Source organism: Novosphingopyxis sp. (assembly GCF_965218915.1).
In the GTDB taxonomy this organism is placed as follows: Bacteria; Pseudomonadota; Alphaproteobacteria; order Sphingomonadales; family Sphingomonadaceae; genus Novosphingopyxis.
In genome coordinates this window covers 407,170-425,297 of sequence record NZ_OZ244708.1, presented here as the reverse complement: position 1 = coordinate 425,297, position 18,128 = coordinate 407,170, and the positions used below count along the sequence as shown (strand labels likewise).

The 18,128-nt window shown below is 64.6% G+C and carries 16 protein-coding genes and 1 tRNA gene; 9 read left to right on the top strand and 8 right to left on the bottom strand.

Annotated features, from left to right (window positions below; genetic code table 11):
• Nucleotides 1-126: 126 nt before the first annotated feature.
• Both ACOQPC_RS02100 and ACOQPC_RS02095 read right to left on the bottom strand, forming a co-directional pair.
• The gene (locus ACOQPC_RS02100) at nucleotides 127-870 is read right to left on the bottom strand and encodes an arginyltransferase (protein ID WP_420607021.1); all 744 of its coding nucleotides are present in this window, start codon (nucleotides 868-870) and stop codon (nucleotides 127-129) included.
• Nucleotides 871-975: 105 nt separating this feature from the next.
• A complete protein-coding gene (locus ACOQPC_RS02095; RefSeq protein WP_420607020.1) occupies nucleotides 976-2,217 on the bottom strand; it encodes a threonine ammonia-lyase in 1,242 nt (413 codons plus the stop codon).
• Between the two features lie 56 nt (nucleotides 2,218-2,273).
• Here ACOQPC_RS02095 and ACOQPC_RS02090 point away from each other — a divergent pair, with 56 nt between their 5' ends.
• The 3 genes from ACOQPC_RS02090 (at nucleotide 2,274) to ACOQPC_RS02080 (ending at nucleotide 5,245) form a co-directional block, all read left to right on the top strand.
• Nucleotides 2,274-3,167, top strand: coding sequence for an NAD(P)-dependent oxidoreductase (locus tag ACOQPC_RS02090; RefSeq protein WP_420607019.1), 894 nt, complete (start codon nucleotides 2,274-2,276; stop codon nucleotides 3,165-3,167).
• Nucleotides 3,168-3,169: 2 nt separating this feature from the next.
• A complete protein-coding gene (locus ACOQPC_RS02085) occupies nucleotides 3,170-4,825 on the top strand; it encodes an amidohydrolase (RefSeq protein WP_420607018.1) in 1,656 nt (551 codons plus the stop codon).
• A gap of 141 nt (nucleotides 4,826-4,966) precedes the next feature.
• Entirely contained in the window at nucleotides 4,967-5,245 is a 279-nt protein-coding gene (locus ACOQPC_RS02080) for a hypothetical protein (RefSeq protein ID WP_420607017.1), read from the top strand.
• Nucleotides 5,246-5,721: 476 nt separating this feature from the next.
• Here ACOQPC_RS02080 and ACOQPC_RS02075 read toward each other — a convergent pair whose 3' ends face one another.
• Both ACOQPC_RS02075 and ACOQPC_RS02070 read right to left on the bottom strand, forming a co-directional pair.
• Nucleotides 5,722-7,140: a DEAD/DEAH box helicase gene (locus ACOQPC_RS02075; RefSeq protein ID WP_420607016.1), complete on the bottom strand. Its 1,419-nt coding sequence runs from the start codon at nucleotides 7,138-7,140 to the stop codon at nucleotides 5,722-5,724.
• A 477-nt stretch (nucleotides 7,141-7,617) separates the two neighbouring features.
• Complete coding sequence (locus tag ACOQPC_RS02070; RefSeq protein ID WP_420607015.1) at nucleotides 7,618-8,136, bottom strand: hypothetical protein; 519 nt, start codon at nucleotides 8,134-8,136, stop codon at nucleotides 7,618-7,620.
• A gap of 205 nt (nucleotides 8,137-8,341) precedes the next feature.
• On the opposite strand from ACOQPC_RS02070, the gene ACOQPC_RS02065 reads away from it, so the two are divergent.
• Together ACOQPC_RS02065 and ACOQPC_RS02060 are read left to right on the top strand one after the other, a co-directional pair.
• Complete coding sequence (locus tag ACOQPC_RS02065) at nucleotides 8,342-9,121, top strand: SapC family protein (protein WP_420607014.1); 780 nt, start codon at nucleotides 8,342-8,344, stop codon at nucleotides 9,119-9,121.
• Nucleotides 9,122-9,132: 11 nt separating this feature from the next.
• Entirely contained in the window at nucleotides 9,133-9,681 is a 549-nt protein-coding gene (locus tag ACOQPC_RS02060) for a cytochrome b (protein ID WP_420607013.1), read from the top strand.
• 188 nt (nucleotides 9,682-9,869) lie between these two features.
• Here the strand turns inward: ACOQPC_RS02060 and ACOQPC_RS02055 are convergent, their stop codons facing one another.
• Nucleotides 9,870-10,742 carry an N-formylglutamate amidohydrolase gene (locus tag ACOQPC_RS02055; RefSeq protein ID WP_420607012.1) on the bottom strand — a complete coding sequence of 291 codons (873 nt, stop codon included), beginning with the start codon at nucleotides 10,740-10,742 and terminating at the stop codon, nucleotides 9,870-9,872.
• 150 nt (nucleotides 10,743-10,892) lie between these two features.
• Between ACOQPC_RS02055 and cpdR the strand changes: the two genes are divergently transcribed.
• The 4 genes from cpdR (at nucleotide 10,893) to ACOQPC_RS02035 (ending at nucleotide 12,944) form a co-directional block, all read left to right on the top strand.
• The gene (gene cpdR / locus ACOQPC_RS02050) at nucleotides 10,893-11,279 is read left to right on the top strand and encodes a cell cycle two-component system response regulator CpdR (protein WP_420607011.1); all 387 of its coding nucleotides are present in this window, start codon (nucleotides 10,893-10,895) and stop codon (nucleotides 11,277-11,279) included.
• A 74-nt stretch (nucleotides 11,280-11,353) separates the two neighbouring features.
• Nucleotides 11,354-11,428, top strand: a tRNA-Val gene (locus tag ACOQPC_RS02045).
• A 217-nt stretch (nucleotides 11,429-11,645) separates the two neighbouring features.
• On the top strand, nucleotides 11,646-12,122 hold the full coding sequence (locus ACOQPC_RS02040) for a hemerythrin domain-containing protein (RefSeq protein WP_420607010.1): 477 nt from the start codon (nucleotides 11,646-11,648) through the stop codon (nucleotides 12,120-12,122).
• A gap of 54 nt (nucleotides 12,123-12,176) precedes the next feature.
• Nucleotides 12,177-12,944, top strand: coding sequence for a thioesterase family protein (locus tag ACOQPC_RS02035; protein ID WP_420607009.1), 768 nt, complete (start codon nucleotides 12,177-12,179; stop codon nucleotides 12,942-12,944).
• Between the two features lie 215 nt (nucleotides 12,945-13,159).
• Here the strand turns inward: ACOQPC_RS02035 and ACOQPC_RS02030 are convergent, their stop codons facing one another.
• From ACOQPC_RS02030 to thiC, 3 genes are all read right to left on the bottom strand, one after another.
• Nucleotides 13,160-14,428 (bottom strand): class I SAM-dependent methyltransferase, encoded by a 1,269-nt coding sequence (locus ACOQPC_RS02030; protein WP_420607008.1) that lies wholly within the window; start codon nucleotides 14,426-14,428, stop codon nucleotides 13,160-13,162.
• 228 nt (nucleotides 14,429-14,656) lie between these two features.
• The gene (locus ACOQPC_RS02025) at nucleotides 14,657-15,739 is read right to left on the bottom strand and encodes a hypothetical protein (RefSeq protein ID WP_420607007.1); all 1,083 of its coding nucleotides are present in this window, start codon (nucleotides 15,737-15,739) and stop codon (nucleotides 14,657-14,659) included.
• Nucleotides 15,740-16,095: 356 nt separating this feature from the next.
• Nucleotides 16,096-18,036, bottom strand: a complete 1,941-nt coding sequence (gene thiC, locus ACOQPC_RS02020) for a phosphomethylpyrimidine synthase ThiC (RefSeq protein WP_420607006.1) — start codon at nucleotides 18,034-18,036, stop codon at nucleotides 16,096-16,098.
• Nucleotides 18,037-18,128: the final 92 nt, after the last annotated feature.

The window sequence follows — 18,128 nt, the reverse complement described above, 5'->3', positions numbered from 1 at the left end:
CGATAGCCCACCCTGACCTGCCGACACGCGATTGGCTTCATGCCTTCGCAGGAGCGACGTGCGTTTTATCAATTGCGTAGCTGTGTTACCGCTATCCCAGACAATATCCGACCGAGGCCGGACGGCTCAGCCGGCCCTGGGTTCGAACCGTTCCCAGCCGTCCGGGCCCAGCCGCTCGAGCGGACGATAGCGGATCTTGTATTGCATGCGCGCCGATCCTTCGACCCAGTAGCCGAGGTAGACGTAGGGCAGCTTGGCCGCTCGCGCGCGTATGATGTGATCTAGAATGATGTAATTGCCCAGCCCCTTGCGATCCTCGATCCCGGGATCGAAGAAGCTGTAGATCATCGACAGGCCGTCCGACTGCTGGTCGGTCAGGCAGGCGCCGACCAGCTTGCCCGGCCGGCCGCCCAGGCCCGGTTCGCGATATTCGACGACATAGCTGCTGACCGGCGTCTGCTCGACCATGTCGGCATAATCCATGTCGTCCATGTCGTTCATTCCGCCATCGGGATGGCGCGCGGTCAGATAGCGGCGCAGCAGTTCATATTGTTCGGAGGTCGACCAGGGACGGCAGGCGGACACCTGCAGATCCTCGTTGCGGCGGATCAGCTTGCGCTGAGTCGCTCCCGGCTCGAACTTGGCTGCGATCACGCGCACCGACACGCAGGCGCGGCAGTCCGCACAGCTCGGCCGATAGGCCACATTCTGGCTGCGGCGGAAACCGATCCGGCCCAGCGCGTCGTTGAGTTCGTCGGCATGTTCGCCGTTCAGCTCGGTAAACACCTTCCGCTCGGTCCGGTCCGGCAGATAAGGGCATGGCGCCGGATTGGTGAGGAAGAATCGAGGAAAACGTACCGGTGCGCTCACGGGGGCGGATCGTCCTGACAAGGTGACTGAAGAAGGTTGATGTTATGCCTTGATGGTGCCTGTGAAAAGGAGATTTACCACGTTCCGGCGTTTGCGATAAACGCTTCAGTCCATTTCCACCCGGTGCACCGCATAGCCCTCGTCGTGCAGTTCCTCGATCAGCGCGTCGAGCTGCGGCTTGTCGCGCGCTTCGCATTCGATATCGGTAATCAGACCCTTGGCAGGCAGGTTGGTGAAGATACGCTGGTGATAGATCTCGATGATGTTCACGCGGTGCGCATCGAAGGTCCGCATCACCTTGAACAGGGCGCCGGGCCGGTCCTGCAGAGTGATGCGCAGGCGCGACAACTGCCCCGAGCGCGCCAGATCGCGGATCAGCACATTGGCGAGCAGCCGCGTATCGATATTGCCGCCGCACAGGACGAGGCCGACATTCTTGCCCGCGAACCGGTCTGGATTGGCCAGCACCGCGGCAAACCCGGCCGCGCCCGCGCCCTCCACCACGGTCTTTTCGATCTGCAGCAGCAGGCTGACCGCGCGCTCCAGATCGGGTTCGCTGACGAGCAATATGTCGTCGACCAGTTCGGCGATCCACTTGCGGGTGAGCACGCCCGGTTCCTTGACGGCAATGCCCTCGGCCAGCGTATCGCCCGCGCATTCGGCCGAAACGCCTTTCACCGCGCCGTGCATGGAGGGGTAAAGCTCGGCCTCGACACCGATCAGCTCGATCCCGGGCTTCAGCGCGCGCGCCGCGGTGGCGATGCCGGACATCAGTCCGCCGCCGCCGATCGGCACCACCAGCACGTCGAGATCGGGGAAGGCCTCGAGCATCTCCAGCCCGATCGTGCCCTGCCCTGCCGCCACGTCCGGATCGTCGAACGGGTGCACGAAAACGAGCCCCTGTTCCTGCTCGAGTTGGCGGGCATGGGCATGGGCATCGTCGAATTTCTCGCCGAACAGCACCACCTTGCCGCCCACGCTTTCGGTCTGCTTCACCTTGATCGCCGGCGTGGTCACTGGCATCACGATCGTCGCGGGGATGCCGAGCCGCGTGGCGTGATAGCTGAGGCCCTGCGCGTGATTGCCGGCCGAGGCCGCGATCACCCCCTTGGAACGGCGCTCCTCGCTCATCAGCAGCAGCGCGTTGAGCGCCCCGCGCTCCTTGAAACTGGCGGTGAACTGATGGTTCTCGAATTTGAGGTAAATGTTCGCGCCGGTGATCTCGCTCAGCGTGCGGCTGTAGCTGGTGACGGTTTCGATTACCGCGCCGCGAATGCGCTCGCGCGCGGCGCGGACGTCTTCGACGGTGAGGCTCTGCCCGGCGCTGATTTTCGACTGCTCGTTCATCACCGCGGGCTATCCTGTCTGGCCCTCGGGCGCAACGCCCGTTAGGGTCCGTGTCCATGAGCAAAACCGCATTTATCGGGCTCGGCGTCATGGGCTTCCCCATGGCCGGGCATCTCGCCGCCGCCGGGCATCAGGTCACCGTCTACAACCGCACCGCGTCCAAGGCCGATGCCTGGGTGGAGCGGTATGGCGGATCGAAAGCCGCCACGCCGCGTGAAGCCGCCGAGGGGGCCGAGTTCGTATTCACCTGCGTGGGCAATGACGACGACCTGAAATCGGTCACTTTGGGTTCGAATGGGGGCGATGACGGCGCGTTCGCGGGACTTTCCGAAGGCGCGCTGTTCGTCGATCACAGCACGGTTTCGGCCGATCTGGCGCGGCATCTGTCCGAAACGCTCCAAAGCCAGGGCTGCGAAAGCATCGACGCGCCGGTCTCGGGCGGTCAGGCGGGCGCGGAAAAGGGCAAGCTGGCGATCATGTGCGGCGGACCGGACGCGGCGATGGCGCGCGCCATGCCGGTGATGGATGCCTATGCCGCGCGCATCGTCCATGTCGGCGGCCCCGGCGCGGGGCAGACCACCAAGATGGTCAACCAGATCTGTATCGCGGGCGTGCTCGCGGGCGTGTCCGAAGGATTGCGGTTCGCGCAGGCGAGCAGTCTCGATCTCGCCAAGGTCAAGGACGCGATCTCGGGCGGCGCGGCGCAGAGCTGGCAGATGGACAATCGCTGGGATTCGATGGCCGACGACCATTTCGATTTCGGCTTCGCGATCGACTGGATGCGCAAGGATCTGGGGCTGGCGCTGGACGAGGCGCGGCGCAACGGCGCCAGCCTGCCGACCGCGGCCACGGTCGACCAATATTATGCCGAGGTTCAGGCCATGGGCGGCAACCGGCAGGACACGAGCGCGCTCATACGGCGGCTCGGCAAGAGCGGAGAGAGACGTTGAAATTGACCGGTAAAATCGCGGGCGCGTTGCTGCTTGCCTCGTCGCTGCTGAGCGCGCCTGCGCTGGCCGACGGATTATATGACAATGTCAACGGCATGACGCTGGACGAGGACGGCCAGCTGATCCGCTTCACCGGCATCCTGATCGACCAGGACGGCAAGGTTACGAAATTGCTCGACCGCCGCGACAAGCGTCCGCGCGAACTCGACTGGCGCGAGGATGGCGAGGGCAAGACGATGATGCCCGGCTTCATCGACGCGCATGGCCATGTCATGGAGCTGGGCTTCCAGCAGCTGACGCTCGATCTGTCGCAGACCAATTCTCTCGAGGAAGCGCAGGCGGCGATCGCGGCCTATGCGCGCAAATATCCCGAACGGCGGTGGATCGTCGGCAGCGGCTGGAACCAGGAGAAATGGGGCCTGGGCCGCTTCCCCACCGCCGCCGAACTGGATGCGGTGGTGCCCGATCGCCCGGTCTGGCTGGCGCGCGTCGACGGCCATGCCGGCTGGGCCAACAGCGCCGCGATCGCCGAGGCCGGCGTAACCGCCCAGACCAAGGCGCCCGATGGGGGCCGCATCGAAATGGTCGGCGGCAAACCGGGCGGCGTCTTCGTCGACAAGGCGACCGCGCTGATCGAGCAATTCGTGCCCGTGCCCCGGCCCGCCGAACGCGATCTGGCTTTGGCCGAGGCGCAGAAGGTGCTGCTGTCCCACGGCGTCACCGGCACCGCCGACATGGGCATCACCATCGAGGACTGGCAGGCCTATCGCCGCGCGGGCGATGCCGGCTGGCTCAACGTCCATGTCGCGGCCTATGCCAGGGGCGTGGACCAGATGGTGCTGATCGCCGGGCAGAAGCCGACGCCGTGGCTCTATGACGACAAGCTCAAGCTGGTCGGCCTCAAACTCTATCTCGACGGCGCGCTGGGCAGCCGCGGCGCGTGGCTCAAAAAGCCCTATAGCGATGCGCCGGGGCAGACCGGTCTGCCGATGCTGGAAAGCGCGGAGCTGCGCAATCTGATGAGCCGCGCGGCGATGGACGGGTTCCAGACCGCGGTCCACGCGATCGGCGACGCGGCCAATGCCGAGGTGATCGGCGCGGTCGAGGAATTGTCCGAAACCTACAAGGGCGACCGGCGCTGGCGGATCGAGCATGCGCAGATCGTCGATCCCGCCGACCTGCCGCGGCTGGGCCGGCATGGCATCATCTCCTCGATGCAGCCGACCCATGAGACCAGCGACCGGATCATGGCCGAAGCGCGGCTGGGGCCGGACCGGCTGGAAGGCGCTTATGCCTGGCGCACGATCCTGAACGATGGCGGCAAGCTGGCGTTCGGATCGGATTTCCCGGTCGAATCGCCCGATCCTTTTGCAGGGTTCGCCGCCGCGATCTCGCGCACCGGCCCGGACGGCCAGCCGTTCGGCGGATGGCGCCCGCAGGATGCGGTGAGCCGAACCCAGGCGCTCGCCGCCTTCACCATTGGCGCGGCCTATGCGGAATTCGGCGAGAACCAGATCGGCAGCCTGACCCCCGGTCACCGCGCCGATTTCATCCTGATCGACCGGGATCTGATGCTGGCCAGCCCCGCGGAAATACGCGGAACCAGACTGCTGGAGACCTGGGTCAACGGCAAGCCGGCTTATCGATCCGCACCGTGATACAGGATATTCCTGGCATCCGGGACGCTTGCGGAGCCGGCTTGAAAGCCGTTACGGAACTTTGTTGCACTGCAACCGTTTCTGAGTTGATTGCAAAAAGCAAAACGATTATCGCGTTGGAATATGAAGGGGAGATTTGATATGAAATTCGGAAAAGTCTTTGCCGGTTTGGCTATGCTTTCGATGACGGCATCGCCGGCTATCGCGCAGGCGTCGGCATCGGCTGTAGCTCAGGCATCCACGGCCGATTATGCAGATAATGGCCTTGCCAACGATAGCTCACGGGACAACAAGAAAATCCTTATCGGGATATTCGTATTAGCCGGGATTATCGGAGCAATTATCGCTATCTCCACCGACGACGATAATGACAACGATAATGATGGTGGCGGCGATGACGGTGTTCCCGTCAGTCCATGAAGATCGATATAAACAGTTGGAAAAGGGAGCATTTTTTGCTCCCTTTTTTTATCGGTCATATCCTTTGCAAGCCTAGCCTGACGGAAGTCCGGAACGATCTAGCTCAGTACCCATAAGTCGTCATTCCGACGTAGCTTCGCCCGGAAAACATCGGTTTTACGTTAGCGATGCTTGATCCGGAAATCAGGGCGGCAACCGATGCCGTTTGAGGCCGTGGTTTCCGGAATGACGAAGACAGTTTAATAGGTTTTGACCCTAGTTCCGTTTCTGATTTTGTTCGTCATGCCAGCGAAAGCTGGCATCTCGGCCATCTTATCCATCCGGCCCGAGACCCCAGCTTTCGCTGGGGTGACGAGCAGAGGGCATGGGTTTGCAATCTACACAATCGCCTTTTTTGGGATTTCGATTTGCAACAATCTGCAAGGCGCTCAGGAGAAGACCTGTCGATAAAGCGATCCCGCCAATTCCGATTCCCGTTATATGCCGACGCTTAGAAATTCCGGTACCGGACCGTTCCAATCGGAGCTTTGATCCGCTGTTCGGCTCGGCCGACGCTCTTTTTCCCCGACCGTCTCTTGCGAAATTTTTTGCACGGGCGCTTTGTCTACCCCGGCGCTTTCATTGGGCGGGCGGTTTTCGCGTTCCGCGCCCTGCTTTCCGCGCGCGCGCGGCTGGCGGGGTTCAGACTCGCTTGACTTGCGCTTTCCCAGATCGGCAGAAGCCTGTCCGATCCGCGCTTCGGCAGCCGCCGGGGGTGGCCCGTCGCCAGCCGCTTCCCGGCCGCCAGCCTCCCCCCGCCCGATCGTCGTGCCGATCAACTGCTCGATGCTCTCCAGCGCCTCCATGTCATCGGGGGTGACAAAGGTATAGGCGATGCCGTTCGCGCCAGCGCGGCCGGTGCGACCGATGCGGTGGACATAATCGTCCGGATGCCAGGGGCAGTCATAGTTGAAAACATGGCTGACGCCTTTGACGTCCAAGCCGCGGGCGGCGACATCCGAGGCGACGAGAATATTGACCTTGCCGTCCTTGAACAGGTTGAGTTCGGCGATGCGGGCCGGCTGGTCCATGTCGCCGTGAATCTCGCCGCTCGAAAATCCACGCTTTCTGAGGTCCTTGTTGAGATCGCGCACGGTCGTTTTCCGGTTGCAGAAGACGATCGCGGTCTGCACCTTTTCCTGCTCCAGCAATTCGCGCAGCTTCGCCTTCTTGGTGCGCGAGGAAACCTTGACCAGGCGCTGATCGATATTGGTCGCCGCGGTGGCGGGGCGCGCGACCTCGATCAGCTTGGGGTTCGACAGAAACTTGTCGGCCAGCTTCTTGATCGGCCCCGGCATCGTCGCCGAGAACAGCAGCGTCTGGCGGGTGGCCGGAAGCTTGGAACAGATGCTCTCGATGTCCGGGATGAACCCCATGTCGAGCATCCGGTCGGCCTCGTCGATCACCAGCAATTCGCAACCGTTGAGCAGGATCTTGCCGCGGTCGAACAGGTCCATGAGTCGGCCCGGCGTCGCGATCAGCACGTCCACGCCCTTTTCGAGCGCCTTCATCTGGTCGCCCATCGACACGCCGCCGATCAGCAGCGCCATGTTGAGCTTGTGGTTCTCGCCATATTTCTCGAAATTTTCGGCGACCTGCGCGGCAAGCTCACGCGTCGGTTCGAGGATCAGCGAACGGGGCATGCGCGCGCGGCTGCGGCCCTGGGCGAGAATATCGATCATCGGCAGCACGAAGCTGGCAGTCTTGCCGGTACCGGTCTGCGCCACGCCGATCAAATCGCGCATCATCAACACGGATGGAATCGCGCTCGCCTGGATCGGCGTCGGCTCGGTATAGCCGGCCTTGTCGACCGCCTTCAAAAGTTCATCGGAAAGGCCGAGATCGGCGAAAGTCATTCATGATCCTGATATCTGCCGGGGAAGCAAGTATCGCCCGGGCTTCCACTAGCGCGCTGCCGTAGTCAGCAGCCACGCGGTCCTGCCGCCGCCCATGCTGCAAGCGCGCGGCTTAGTCAAGCGATGGCGCCGAATACGCCTTTCCTACACGCTTGTGTTCATGTTATGTCCCGCGTTCGCCGATCATGGAGACCGATGATGGATTCGCCCGTTTCTCGCATCCTCGCCGCCCCGCCCTGCCGTTCCCGGTGGCAGGCGCGGAAAGTCCCGAACCGGTTCGTCGGGGGCCGAACAAGGGGGGGACGTATGGGGCCCTTTGTGACCTTCCGATCGCGGCGAGGCTATTGCGCGACCGCTTGGCGTGGCCCAGCGGCCGGTCGCTCATGAACGGACCGCTCAGGAACGGGATGGCGGCTCGGCGCGATGGCAGATGGCAAGGCGACGCGATTTCAACCCGCCCGCCGCGCGGGAGCGCCCTCATTTTTTCCGTTCAAGTTCCACGCTGCGCAGCCGATCGATCTCGCAGCGCATGCCGGATCGCGCCATCAGCACGTCCCGCTCGGCGCAGACCTTGCCGTCCTTGTTGCGCTCGACATACAGCCCCGCGTGAAAATCCATGGCGAGGCATCCCCCATCGAGATAGGCGCGAACGCGCTTGCGGTCGCGCGTGACGAAGTCGAGCGCGCGGCTGCGCGACGGCGTCATCCCGACAATCTGGTCCGCCGCGATGCACTGCTTCATTTTCTTTTCGACATAATGCGGCGGCTCGGGCGGCGGCGAAGGGGTGCGCGCCGGAGCGGTCGCCATAAGCTGCACGCGATCGGACGAACGGCGCGGTACACGGATAATCACGCGCTGCTGGATGCGCATCTGAAAGACGGGACGCGGACCTGGCGAAACGGTATCGATCCGGGGATCGGCCACGGGTTCGGGCGGGAGCATCTCCCCGCCCATCGCCGCGCTTGCCGTCAAGATGGCGAGCCATTGCCAGATCACATCGTTCCTCGAATCCCTGCTTGCCGGTTACGGTCCTTGTTTTTATCGCCCGCTATTGAACGGGGAGTGAACTTGCGCGTCAACCCCGCCGCGCGCTTTGTCCCGGTGTCGCGCTTCCCCTTGCGCGGCGGCGCGTCGGCTCTTAAGGCGCGGGCTAACCTTTCGGGCCGCGTGCCGGCCACCTTTGCCTAACGGAGCAGATGCCATGGCGAGCGCGCCGACCCCCAATAATCTTCCGATGTTCTACAAGGATCTGATCCCGCTCAACAGCGAGCAGCATGGCGGCTGGCGCACGCGTGGGCTCGACGATGCCAAGTTCCTGTCCGACCAGCATGCGATTCCGATCACCGTCGACGAGTTCGTGCCCTGCTCGCGCAGCTATCCGATCATCTTTTCGTCCGGCGACCAGCCGGTGCCGCTGGCGCTGATGGGCATGAACGAGGGCGTCAACACCTTTATCAACGACGAAGGCCAGCTCGACCAGCCGGTGTATCTGCCCGCCTATATCCGCCGCTATCCCTTCCTGCTCGCGCGGTTGCAGCAAGATAGCGACGAGCTGTCGCTGTGCTTCGATCCGCAGGCGGGCGCGATCGGCGATTTCGACGAGGGCGACAAGCTGTTCGAAGACGGCCAGCCGAGCGAAGCGACCAAGAATATCCTAAAATTCTGCGAGGATTTCGAGCAGTCCGGTGCGCGCACCCAGGCCTTCATGGAAGAGCTGAACAAGGCCGGCCTGATCATGGACGGCGAAGTCTCCATCCAGCAGAACGGCGTCGAGCAGCCGTTCGTCTATCGCGGCTTCGGCATGGTCGACGAGCAGAAGCTCAAAGATCTGCGCGGCGACGAGCTGCGCAAGATGAACCAGAACGGCATGCTGCCGCTGATCTATGCCCATCTGTTCTCGCTGCAGCTGATGCGCGAGCTGTTCTCCCGCCAGGTTCAGCTCGGCAAGATGCCGCAGGTGACCGAAGCGCCGCAGGTCTGACGGGCGTGGCGGTGCGGACGAAAGCGGGGCTCGAGCGGTTCAGCACCGTGGCGATCGTCCTGCACTGGGGAATCGCGCTGCTCGTCATCGCCAATCTGGTGCTCGCGGAAAATGCGGAGGGGCTGCGCGGCCCGGCGCGCGGCGCGCTGATGGGTCCGCACACCGCTATCGGGATCACCGTGCTGCTGCTCAGCGTCCTCTTGATCGCATGGCGGATCACGCATCGGCGCCCGGCCTATCCTCAGGAAATGCGGCGGTGGGAGCGATCTTTGTCCAACGCGTTGCGGGTGGTCTTCTACATTCTGATCATCGCGATCCCGCTGACCGGTTGGCTATTGGTTTCGGCGCATCAAGGCGCCGAGGGGATCGACTGGTTCGGCCTGTTCACCGTGCCGCCGCTGCCCGTCACCGCCGACAAAAGCGGCCATGAACTGATCGAGGCGGTGCACAAGAATTTCGGCGGCGCGATGATCTACCTGATCGGGCTCCACGTGCTCGGCGCGCTGAAGCATATGTTCATCGACAAGATGCCCTATTTCCACCGGATGTGGCCGAGCTGAACGTTGCGCCGCGCTCGGCACGATTTTTGCATTTTATCCCTACGAGGCGTTGAAACCAAATCGCGCCATGGCCATTTAAAACGCGACGGGCATCCCCCCTCTTGTCCGTCGGGCGCCCTTCGGGCGTCATCTCCCTGAGCCTTGGCCACCCCGAAAGGGGTGGTCCTTTTACAGCAGGCCGCGGCTTTCTACTCCGCCGCGTTGAGCCAGGCCCGACCGATCAGTTCCCGTTCGAGCTGCTCCGCCACGCCGAGCACCCAGTCCGACATGTCCGCCACCGCGCCCGCCACGGGCTCGCGCGCGCTCGGATCGAGATAGAGGGTGCGGTCGATTTCCAGCTGCAACGCGTGAATATTCGCCGCCGGCGCGCCATGACGTTCCAGGATATAGCCACCCGGATAAGGATGGTTGAGCGCCGCCTCCAGCCCCAGCGCCTGTTCGGCCACCAGCGATGCGTAGCGCGTCGACGCGCTGCGTCCGAAGCGATCGCCGACCACGATTTGCGGCGCGCCGACCGTGGGAAAGCGCAAGCTCGGCATGCTGTGCAGATCGAGCAGCACCGCGCCGCCGAAGCGCGCCGTCATCGCCGCCAGCACGTCCGCGATCCGGCGATGATAGGGCTGATGATCGCGCGCGATGCGCTGGTCGAGTTCGGCGCGCATCAGCCGGTCGCGCCACAGTTCGCCGCCGTTGCCAAGCCAGCGCGGAACCAGGCCGAGCCCGCCGCGCACCTTGCCGTTGGGCGGATCGACCTCTTCGGCCGAAAGTCCATCGACCATTGCGACGTCGATCTCGCGGGTCGAGCGGTTGAGATCGATCCAGGCGCGCGGGCGCCGCGCGACGATACACGAAAAGCCCGCCGCGATCGCTCCGCGCGCCAGCAGATCGACATAGCGATCCTCGAGCCGCTGGAGCACCGCGGGCGATACGCGTGAGCGCGCCAGCAGCGAGGGCGGATAGTCGCGCCCGGCATGGGGCACCGAGATCAGGAGCGGACGGGCCGGATCGTCCAGAGCGTGGCCCGCATAAGTGGAGCTGCCCTCGGTGCCGCGATTCGCCATTGTCTCCCGCGATAGGCACGCCGCAGCCGTTTCGCAATCGCGCGCGGTCGATTCGGCCATAGAAAATAAACTTCTGGCCGTTACGACAGCGTCAGGCCCCCCGCCGACACGACCCGTTGCCCTCGACCCGTTACCGAAGAGCGTCCATCCATGTCCGATCCGATCCGTATCCTGCTGGCCGAAGACGAAGACGCCATGCGCGCCTATCTGGCGCGGGCGCTGGAGAAATCCGGCTATGAGGTGGTCGCGGTCGACCGCGGTACCGCGGCGCTGCCCTTGCTCAAGGCCGAGCGCTTCGACCTGCTCTTGACCGATATCGTCATGCCCGAAATGGACGGCATCGAACTCGCCCAGCATTGCGGCAAGGTTTCCCCGGACACCCAGGTGATGTTCATCACCGGCTTTTCCGGCGTGACGCTGCGCGCGGGACAAGCGGTGCCGCGCGCCAAATTGTTGTCCAAGCCGTTCCACCTGCGCGATCTGGTGCTGGAGGTCGACCGCATGTTCGTGGGCGAGAGCAGGAGCGGCCTGATTTAGACACTTGAACGCCCCGCCCCGACTGGGTAGAGGGCGACCGATCGACCTCCCCGGAGGCGCGAATCTCGGAAAATGGGCGTATAGCTCAGTGGTAGAGCACCGTGTTGACATCGCGGGGGTCGGAAGTTCAATCCTTCCTACGCCCACCATTTTTCGGGACGAAGCAACCGCCCGGGGGGCGGTTTGCCCGAACGATCCCGAACGCGAGCGCGGGTGGCTCGGCCCAAGGTCTTCAGGACTCGGCTTCTGACTCGCTTGCACCCGTTCCATCGCTACACCCGCAGCGTTTCGGAACCGTAACGGGAACCAACCCGCCCCGTTTCCGGTTGTTCGCGGCAAGCGTCGACCGAACCGACAGGAATTTTCATGACCGATATTTTCGACCGCCTGAAGCAGGATCACGATCTGCATCGCGACATGCTCGCGAAGCTCGCCGATACCAGCGGCGACAGCGCCGAGCGGCGGGAAGGCTTCGAGCAGTTCCGGATCGAGGTGAGCGCCCACGCGGCGGCGGAGGAAGAGTCGCTCTACGCGGTGATGCTGCAGGACCCGGAGCTGCGCGAGGAAGGCCAGCATTCGGTGTCCGAGCATAAGGAAATCGACGATTTTCTTGAGGAGCTCGAGGACATAGAGATGTCGAGTCCGGGCTGGATGGCGACATTCAAGAAGATGCGCCATCGCTACGAACATCATATCGACGAGGAAGAGGAAGAGATTTTCCCGGCGGCGAAGCAGCGACTCGATGCGGGAGTGCCGGACGCGCTCAAGGCCAAGTTCGACGAACGCAAGCCCGAGGAGCGCGAGCGCGCCGAGGAAGGGACGCATAACCAAGCGCTCGACTGAACGGCGGCGGTTTGCGGGGTTGCGGCGCGCCGTGCCTCGGTTAAACCGGGCCTCATGAACCTTGCCGATATTCTTGCCCGTCTCGGCGCGAACGATCTGTCCGCCGACATTCCTCCCGGCTGGATGCAAGGCCGCACCGCTTATGGCGGGCTGTCGAGCGCGATCGCGCTGGCGGCAGCGCGCACCATCGCGGACGATCTGCCGCCGCTGAAAAGCGGGCAGATCGCGTTCGTCGGACCGATCGCCGAGACGGTGACGGCCAGGCCGAGGCTGCTCCGGCGGGGCAGGAACACCGCCTTCGTGCAGGTCGAGCTGGGAAGCCAAAGCGGGATCGGGCTGATCGCCAGCTTCATCTTCATGAACGGCCGAGAGAGCAGTATCGCCTTCGACCGGATCCCCGACATCGCGCTGCCGCCGATCCCCGAGGATGGCAAGACCCGCACGGGTCCGCCGGAATATTTCACGTCGCAATTCGATTATCCGGACAAGCGGCTGGTGCTGGGCACCGGCGATGTGCACTTGGCCAACTGGCACCGGCTGCGCGACCGCGGGCGGCTCGACGGCTCTACCGAACTGATGGCGATCGCCGACGCGCTGCCCCCCGCCGCGATGGGCGCGATGGAAAAAGCCGGCCCGGTCAGCACGATGAACTGGCAGTTCAACCTGCTCACCGACACACCCCGAACCGAGAACGGCTGGTGGTGGATCGATGCCGAGGGGCATCAGGCGGCCCGCGGTTCGAGCAGCCAGTACATGTCGGTGCGCAACGCGCGCGGCGAGCCGGTGATGATGGGCATGCAGTCGGTGGCGGTGTTCGTTTGAGGGTCGCTCATCGAGGATGAAACGCGCTCCATATCCTCTGAAAAAAAAATGCTTCCTTTCTCGTCACCCCAGCGAAAGGGCACCCAACAAAGTAGTACTTACTTTGTTGGGACCCGAAAGGGCGCCGGATAGCCGGGGTCTCGGGCCGAATTGCATCGACGCCCGAGATGCCGGCTTTCGCTGGCATGACGCATGAGAAAAAAGGAATTCGCAATCTACGCAATCACCCTTTTCCCTTCGTCGCCATCCCCCAGAAACCGTTCCTCCGCCGCGCGCATGTAATCGCGCGACAGCGGCAGCGCGCGGCGATCGCGGACATATTGGATCTGGTAGTTGCCCATGCCCCCACCCTCGAACGCGGCGGCCGCGCCGGCGAGATAGAAGATCCACATGCGGTAGAAGCGCTCGTCGTACATCTGGACGATGGCGTCCTTCCGGGCGACCGCGCGCTCGTACCAGGCGCGCAGCGTCCGGCCGTAATGGACCCGCCAGGTCTCGATGTCGCTGTGGATCAGCTTGACCTTTTCGCTCGCCTCCAGCGTTTCGGAGAGCGCCGGGATATAGCCGCCCGGAAAGATATATTTGCGGGTGAAGGCGTCGGTTGACCCGGGTGGTCCCAGCCGGCCGATGCTGTGGATCAGCGCCGCGCCGTCCGGCGTCATCAGCTTGCGCACGCAGGCGAAATAGGTTGCGAAGTTCGGCCGCCCGACATGCTCGAACATGCCGATCGAGACGATCCGGTCGAAGCTCTCGGGCTCGCGCTCGGCCAGATCGCGGTAATCGACCAGCTCGAACGTCACCCGGTCCGCCACGCCCGCTTCCTCCGCGCGCCGGCGGGCGAGCGCCAGCTGTTCGGTGCTGAGCGTGATGCCGTGCACCCGCACGTCCATCAGCGCGGCGAGATAGAGCGCGGTGCCGCCCCAGCCGCAGCCGATATCGAGCACGCGTTGCCCGGGCTCGAGCGCCAGCTTGGCCGCGATATGCGCCTTCTTGGCGGTCTGCGCCTGCTCCAGCGTCATGCCTTCGTCCGGCCAGTAGGCGCAGCTATACTGCATGTCCTCGTCCAGCCACAGCCGGTAGAAATCGTTGCTGAGATCGTAGTGATGCGCGACGTTTCGGCGCGAGCGGGCCAGCGAATTGAGCTGGTCGAGCCGGCTCAGCGTCCATTCGCCGAATTTGGCGAGCGGCCCGCGCGACCCCACTTCGGCGCCCGCCTCCCACGGCGCGTTGCGGCGGACCAGCATGATCAGGTCCATGATGTCGCCTCGCTCCACGGTCACGCTGCCGTCCATGAAGGTCTCGGGCATGCCCAGATTGGGGTTGGTGACGATGCGCCGCTCGGCCTGCTTATCGTGAAAGCGCAGGGCGACGTCGGGCCAGCCGGGCGCGGACGTGCCGAAGCTCTCGCGGCTGCCGTCCGGCCACAGAAAAACCAGGGTTCCGCGGGTGATGCGGGTTCCGACGATGCGTCCGAGCAAACTCATGCGCCCGCCTTTAGCGCGGCGCGGCGCAATTGCCAGCGCCGCGGGCATCGACCATCGCTGGCGGCGGCGCGTTGTTGATGACGCTTCATAGGTGCAAATACCGCGTCATTCCGGGCTTAACCCGGGGCGAGATGGCACTTCCGCTCGGCCCCGGATCCCGGGTCGAGCCCGGGATGACGGCTGATTTCAGGTGATTTGTCATCGGGGCCATGATCCGCCCGATCCGCCTTACCACCGCGCGCCGGGTGCAATCCGGGGCTCGCTCCTCTTCACACCCTCCGGCGGCTCGGCCTCGGCGCGATGCTCCCGTTCGTCCCCGTCCCGGTCCTCTTCGTCCCAGTCATCCTCGTCCCACTCTTCGTCTTCCGCTTCGTCCGGAAGTTCACGAAGGGCGGCATACGTCCCCCCCTTCCGGCCCCCCTTCCGGCCCCCTTCCCGGCCTCCCTCCCGGCCCGCCACATCGGCATCCCCCCACCGTTCCGCGGCGCGCTCGCGCTCCATCGCCTGGGCGCGTTTCAGCCCGGCGATCTTCTCCAGGATCAGTTCGTCGACCTCCTCGGACGTCGGCATCGCCTCGCGCTCGATCGCGCGCGCGTTGGCCTGCGCCTCGGTGTAGAACACCGGACCCGGCAGCGGATCGCGTTCGGGCAGCGGGGCCGGGGCGGCGGGCGGGGCGGCGGACGGGGCGTCCGCCCCATCCGGCGCCCGCCCGTCCTCCGCTTCCAGCGCCTCGCACGCTTCTGCATCTTCGGCGACGCGCTTCAGCGCCTCGCCCAGGGCGGTGCCGGTCTGGTCGCGCTCGCGGCGCACCTCGCGCCGGTCGATCCACGCGCCGAACCGGTCCGGCGCGCGGCGGGCGAGGATGAACATCGCCAGCCGCTCGTCATATTGCCGCCATTCGCCGATCCGCTCGCCCTGAAAGAACACCGGCCGCTCGACCCCGTGCAGCGCGCGGGAGAAGGTCGCGTCGGACAGGCATTGGACCGCGCTGTCGAGCGCCACGTCCCATGCCTCGCGGAAGCTGCGCGCGTCGGGCCGGGCGCGCAGCTTGTAGGCCGAGCGCGCGCTCATCCCCACCCGCGCCGCCGCCTCGGTCACGTTGCCGCACGCCGCCAGCGCCGCGACGAACGCCGTCTGCCGGCCCGCCGTCCACCCGTCGTGCCGCGCGCGCAGCGCGACCGGATCGAACGCGGCGATATCGGGCGGATCGCCGGACTCCGGCGCGGAGCGGGACGACGCCGAGGAGGAAGGAGGCGGCGTCGCGCACGAAGCGGAGGCGGCCGGGGCGGAGCGGGTGTGATGCCGGGTCATCCCGCTTCATAGCATAAAATGTGCCATGTAGGACAGTGCTTTGTTGTTGGGTTAGCCGTTCTGGTTCTTTTCCCGGGCGTGCTGGAGGCTTTGCGAGTGGGGTGAATTAAACATGCCGTCCCCGGAATTCGCGGAATTTCTCGGGTGAGGGGGCGCCGCTCGCTCGACCGTCACCCCGGACCCGATCCGGGGTCCGGCTTTTCTGGTTCACGCGAAGACGCAAAGGCGCGAAAATGTTGTGCGATGAGGCGAAGCCGCCTTCAAACAGCCAACGCCGCATCCTGAAAACACGTCGAGACAAAGCAAAAAGCAGGCCGCCACGCGCCCCTTCTTCGCGCCTTCGCGGCTTTGCGTGACTATTCGCTTGGCTCGACCTCCTCGGCGGGCAGATACAGATGCTCGCCCTTTTCTTTGTAGAGTTTGCTCATCACTTCCATGCCTTCTTCCGCACTTCGCGTCTTCGCGTCTTCGCGTGATGCCCCTCCACCATGCTTCGCATGGTCCCCCTCCCCGGTCGGGGGAGGAACTTCCGCCGCCAGATAGCTGTCGCTGTTCTGCTTGGCGGCGAATTCGCGCACTTCCTGGCTGATCTTCATGCTGCAGAATTTCGGGCCGCACATCGAGCAGAAATGCGCGGTCTTGGCGCCTTCGGCGGGCAGCGTCTGGTCGTGGAACTGCTCGGCGGTGTCGGGGTCGAGCGAGAGGTTGAACTGGTCGCGCCAGCGGAACTCGAAGCGGGCTTTGCTCAGCGCGTCGTCGCGGACCTGCGCGGCGGGGTGGCCCTTGGCGAGATCGGCGGCGTGGGCGGCCAGCTTGTAGGTGACCACGCCGACTTTTACATCGTCGCGGTCGGGCAGGCCGAGATGCTCCTTGGGCGTGACGTAGCAGAGCATGGCGGTGCCGTACCAGCCGATCTGCGCGGCGCCGATGCCGCTGGTGATATGGTCGTATCCCGGCGCGATATCGGTGGTGAGCGGCCCCAATGTGTAGAACGGCGCCTCGCCGCAGCTTTCCAGCTGCTTTTCCATATTCTCCCTGATCTTGTGCATCGGCACATGGCCGGGGCCCTCGATCATGACCTGCACGTCTTCCTTCCAGGCGCGCTTGGTCAGTTCGCCCAGCGTGTAGAGCTCGGCGAACTGCGCCTCGTCGTTCGCGTCGTAGATGCTGCCGGGGCGCAGGCCGTCGCCCAGCGAATAGGCGATGTCGTACGCCTTCATGATCTCGGTGATCTCGTCGAAGCGCTCGTACAGAAAGCTCTCCTTGTGGTGGGAGAGGCACCATTTGGCCATGATCGATCCGCCGCGGCTGACGATGCCGGTCATGCGCTTGGCCGCCATCGGCACATAGGGCAGGCGCACGCCGGCATGGATGGTGAAATAATCGACGCCCTGCTCGGCCTGCTCGATCAGCGTGTCGCGGAAGATTTCCCAGGTCAGCTCCTCGGCCACGCCGCCGACCTTTTCCAGCGCCTGGTAGATCGGCACGGTGCCGATGGGGACCGGGCTGTTGCGGATGATCCACTCGCGGGTGTCGTGGATGTTGCGGCCGGTGGAAAGGTCCATCACGGTGTCCGCGCCCCAGCGGATCGACCACACCATCTTGTCGACTTCGGCCGCGACGTCGGACGCCACCGCGCTGTTGCCGATATTGGCGTTGATCTTGACGAGGAAATTGCGCCCGATCGCCATGGGTTCGGATTCGGGGTGGTTGATGTTGTTGGGAATGATGGCGCGGCCGCGCGCCACCTCGTCGCGCACGAATTCCGGCGTGACATAGTCCGGGATGGAGGCGCCGAAGCTCTCGCCATCGCGCTTATATTCGGCGAGGCGCTCGCGGCCGAGATTCTCGCGCTCGGCGACATATTCCATCTCGGGCGTGACGATCCCTTTGCGGGCATAGTGCATCTGGCTGACGTTCTGCCCCGCCTTGGCGCGCAGCGGGCGCTTCACCACCTTGGGGAAACGCGGCACGCCGCCGGACCGGTCCGGGCCGAGCTGGCCGTTATCCTCGGGGCGGAGTTCGCGCGCGTCATAGCTCTCGACATCGCCGCGCGCCTCGATCCATTCGCGGCGCAGCTGCGGCAGCCCGCCGTGGATGTCGATGATCGCGGCTTCGTCGGTGTACGGGCCAGACGTGTCGTAGACGCGCACCGGCGCCTCGCCGGCTTCAAGTCGAATTTCGCGCATCGCGACCTTGATCCCGCTGCCGGACTTGGCGGCGACATGGATTTTCTTCGAGCCGCGAATGGCGCCGGTGGTGACGCCGATCTCGGTGCGGGCGGGAATGTCTGCCATGGGATGGTCCTTTTGGGTGAAAATTCAAGAAATTGGTCGTCACCCCAGCGAAAGCTGGGGTCTCCGGCCGATGCGCTCAACGGCCCGAGATG

Coding starts and splice junctions, on each gene's coding strand:
- cpdR (WP_420607011.1), top strand. CDS start 10,893: ATGTCCGATCCGATCCGTATCCTGCTGGCCGAAGACGAAGACGCCATG.
- ACOQPC_RS02090 (WP_420607019.1), top strand. CDS start 2,274: ATGAGCAAAACCGCATTTATCGGGCTCGGCGTCATGGGCTTCCCCATG.
- ACOQPC_RS02035 (WP_420607009.1), top strand. CDS start 12,177: ATGAACCTTGCCGATATTCTTGCCCGTCTCGGCGCGAACGATCTGTCC.
- ACOQPC_RS02075 (WP_420607016.1), bottom strand. CDS start 7,140: ATGACTTTCGCCGATCTCGGCCTTTCCGATGAACTTTTGAAGGCGGTC.
- ACOQPC_RS02095 (WP_420607020.1), bottom strand. CDS start 2,217: ATGAACGAGCAGTCGAAAATCAGCGCCGGGCAGAGCCTCACCGTCGAA.
- ACOQPC_RS02025 (WP_420607007.1), bottom strand. CDS start 15,739: ATGACCCGGCATCACACCCGCTCCGCCCCGGCCGCCTCCGCTTCGTGC.
- ACOQPC_RS02065 (WP_420607014.1), top strand. CDS start 8,342: ATGGCGAGCGCGCCGACCCCCAATAATCTTCCGATGTTCTACAAGGAT.
- ACOQPC_RS02055 (WP_420607012.1), bottom strand. CDS start 10,742: ATGGCGAATCGCGGCACCGAGGGCAGCTCCACTTATGCGGGCCACGCT.
- ACOQPC_RS02040 (WP_420607010.1), top strand. CDS start 11,646: ATGACCGATATTTTCGACCGCCTGAAGCAGGATCACGATCTGCATCGC.
- thiC (WP_420607006.1), bottom strand. CDS start 18,036: ATGGCAGACATTCCCGCCCGCACCGAGATCGGCGTCACCACCGGCGCC.
- ACOQPC_RS02080 (WP_420607017.1), top strand. CDS start 4,967: ATGAAATTCGGAAAAGTCTTTGCCGGTTTGGCTATGCTTTCGATGACG.
- ACOQPC_RS02030 (WP_420607008.1), bottom strand. CDS start 14,428: ATGAGTTTGCTCGGACGCATCGTCGGAACCCGCATCACCCGCGGAACC.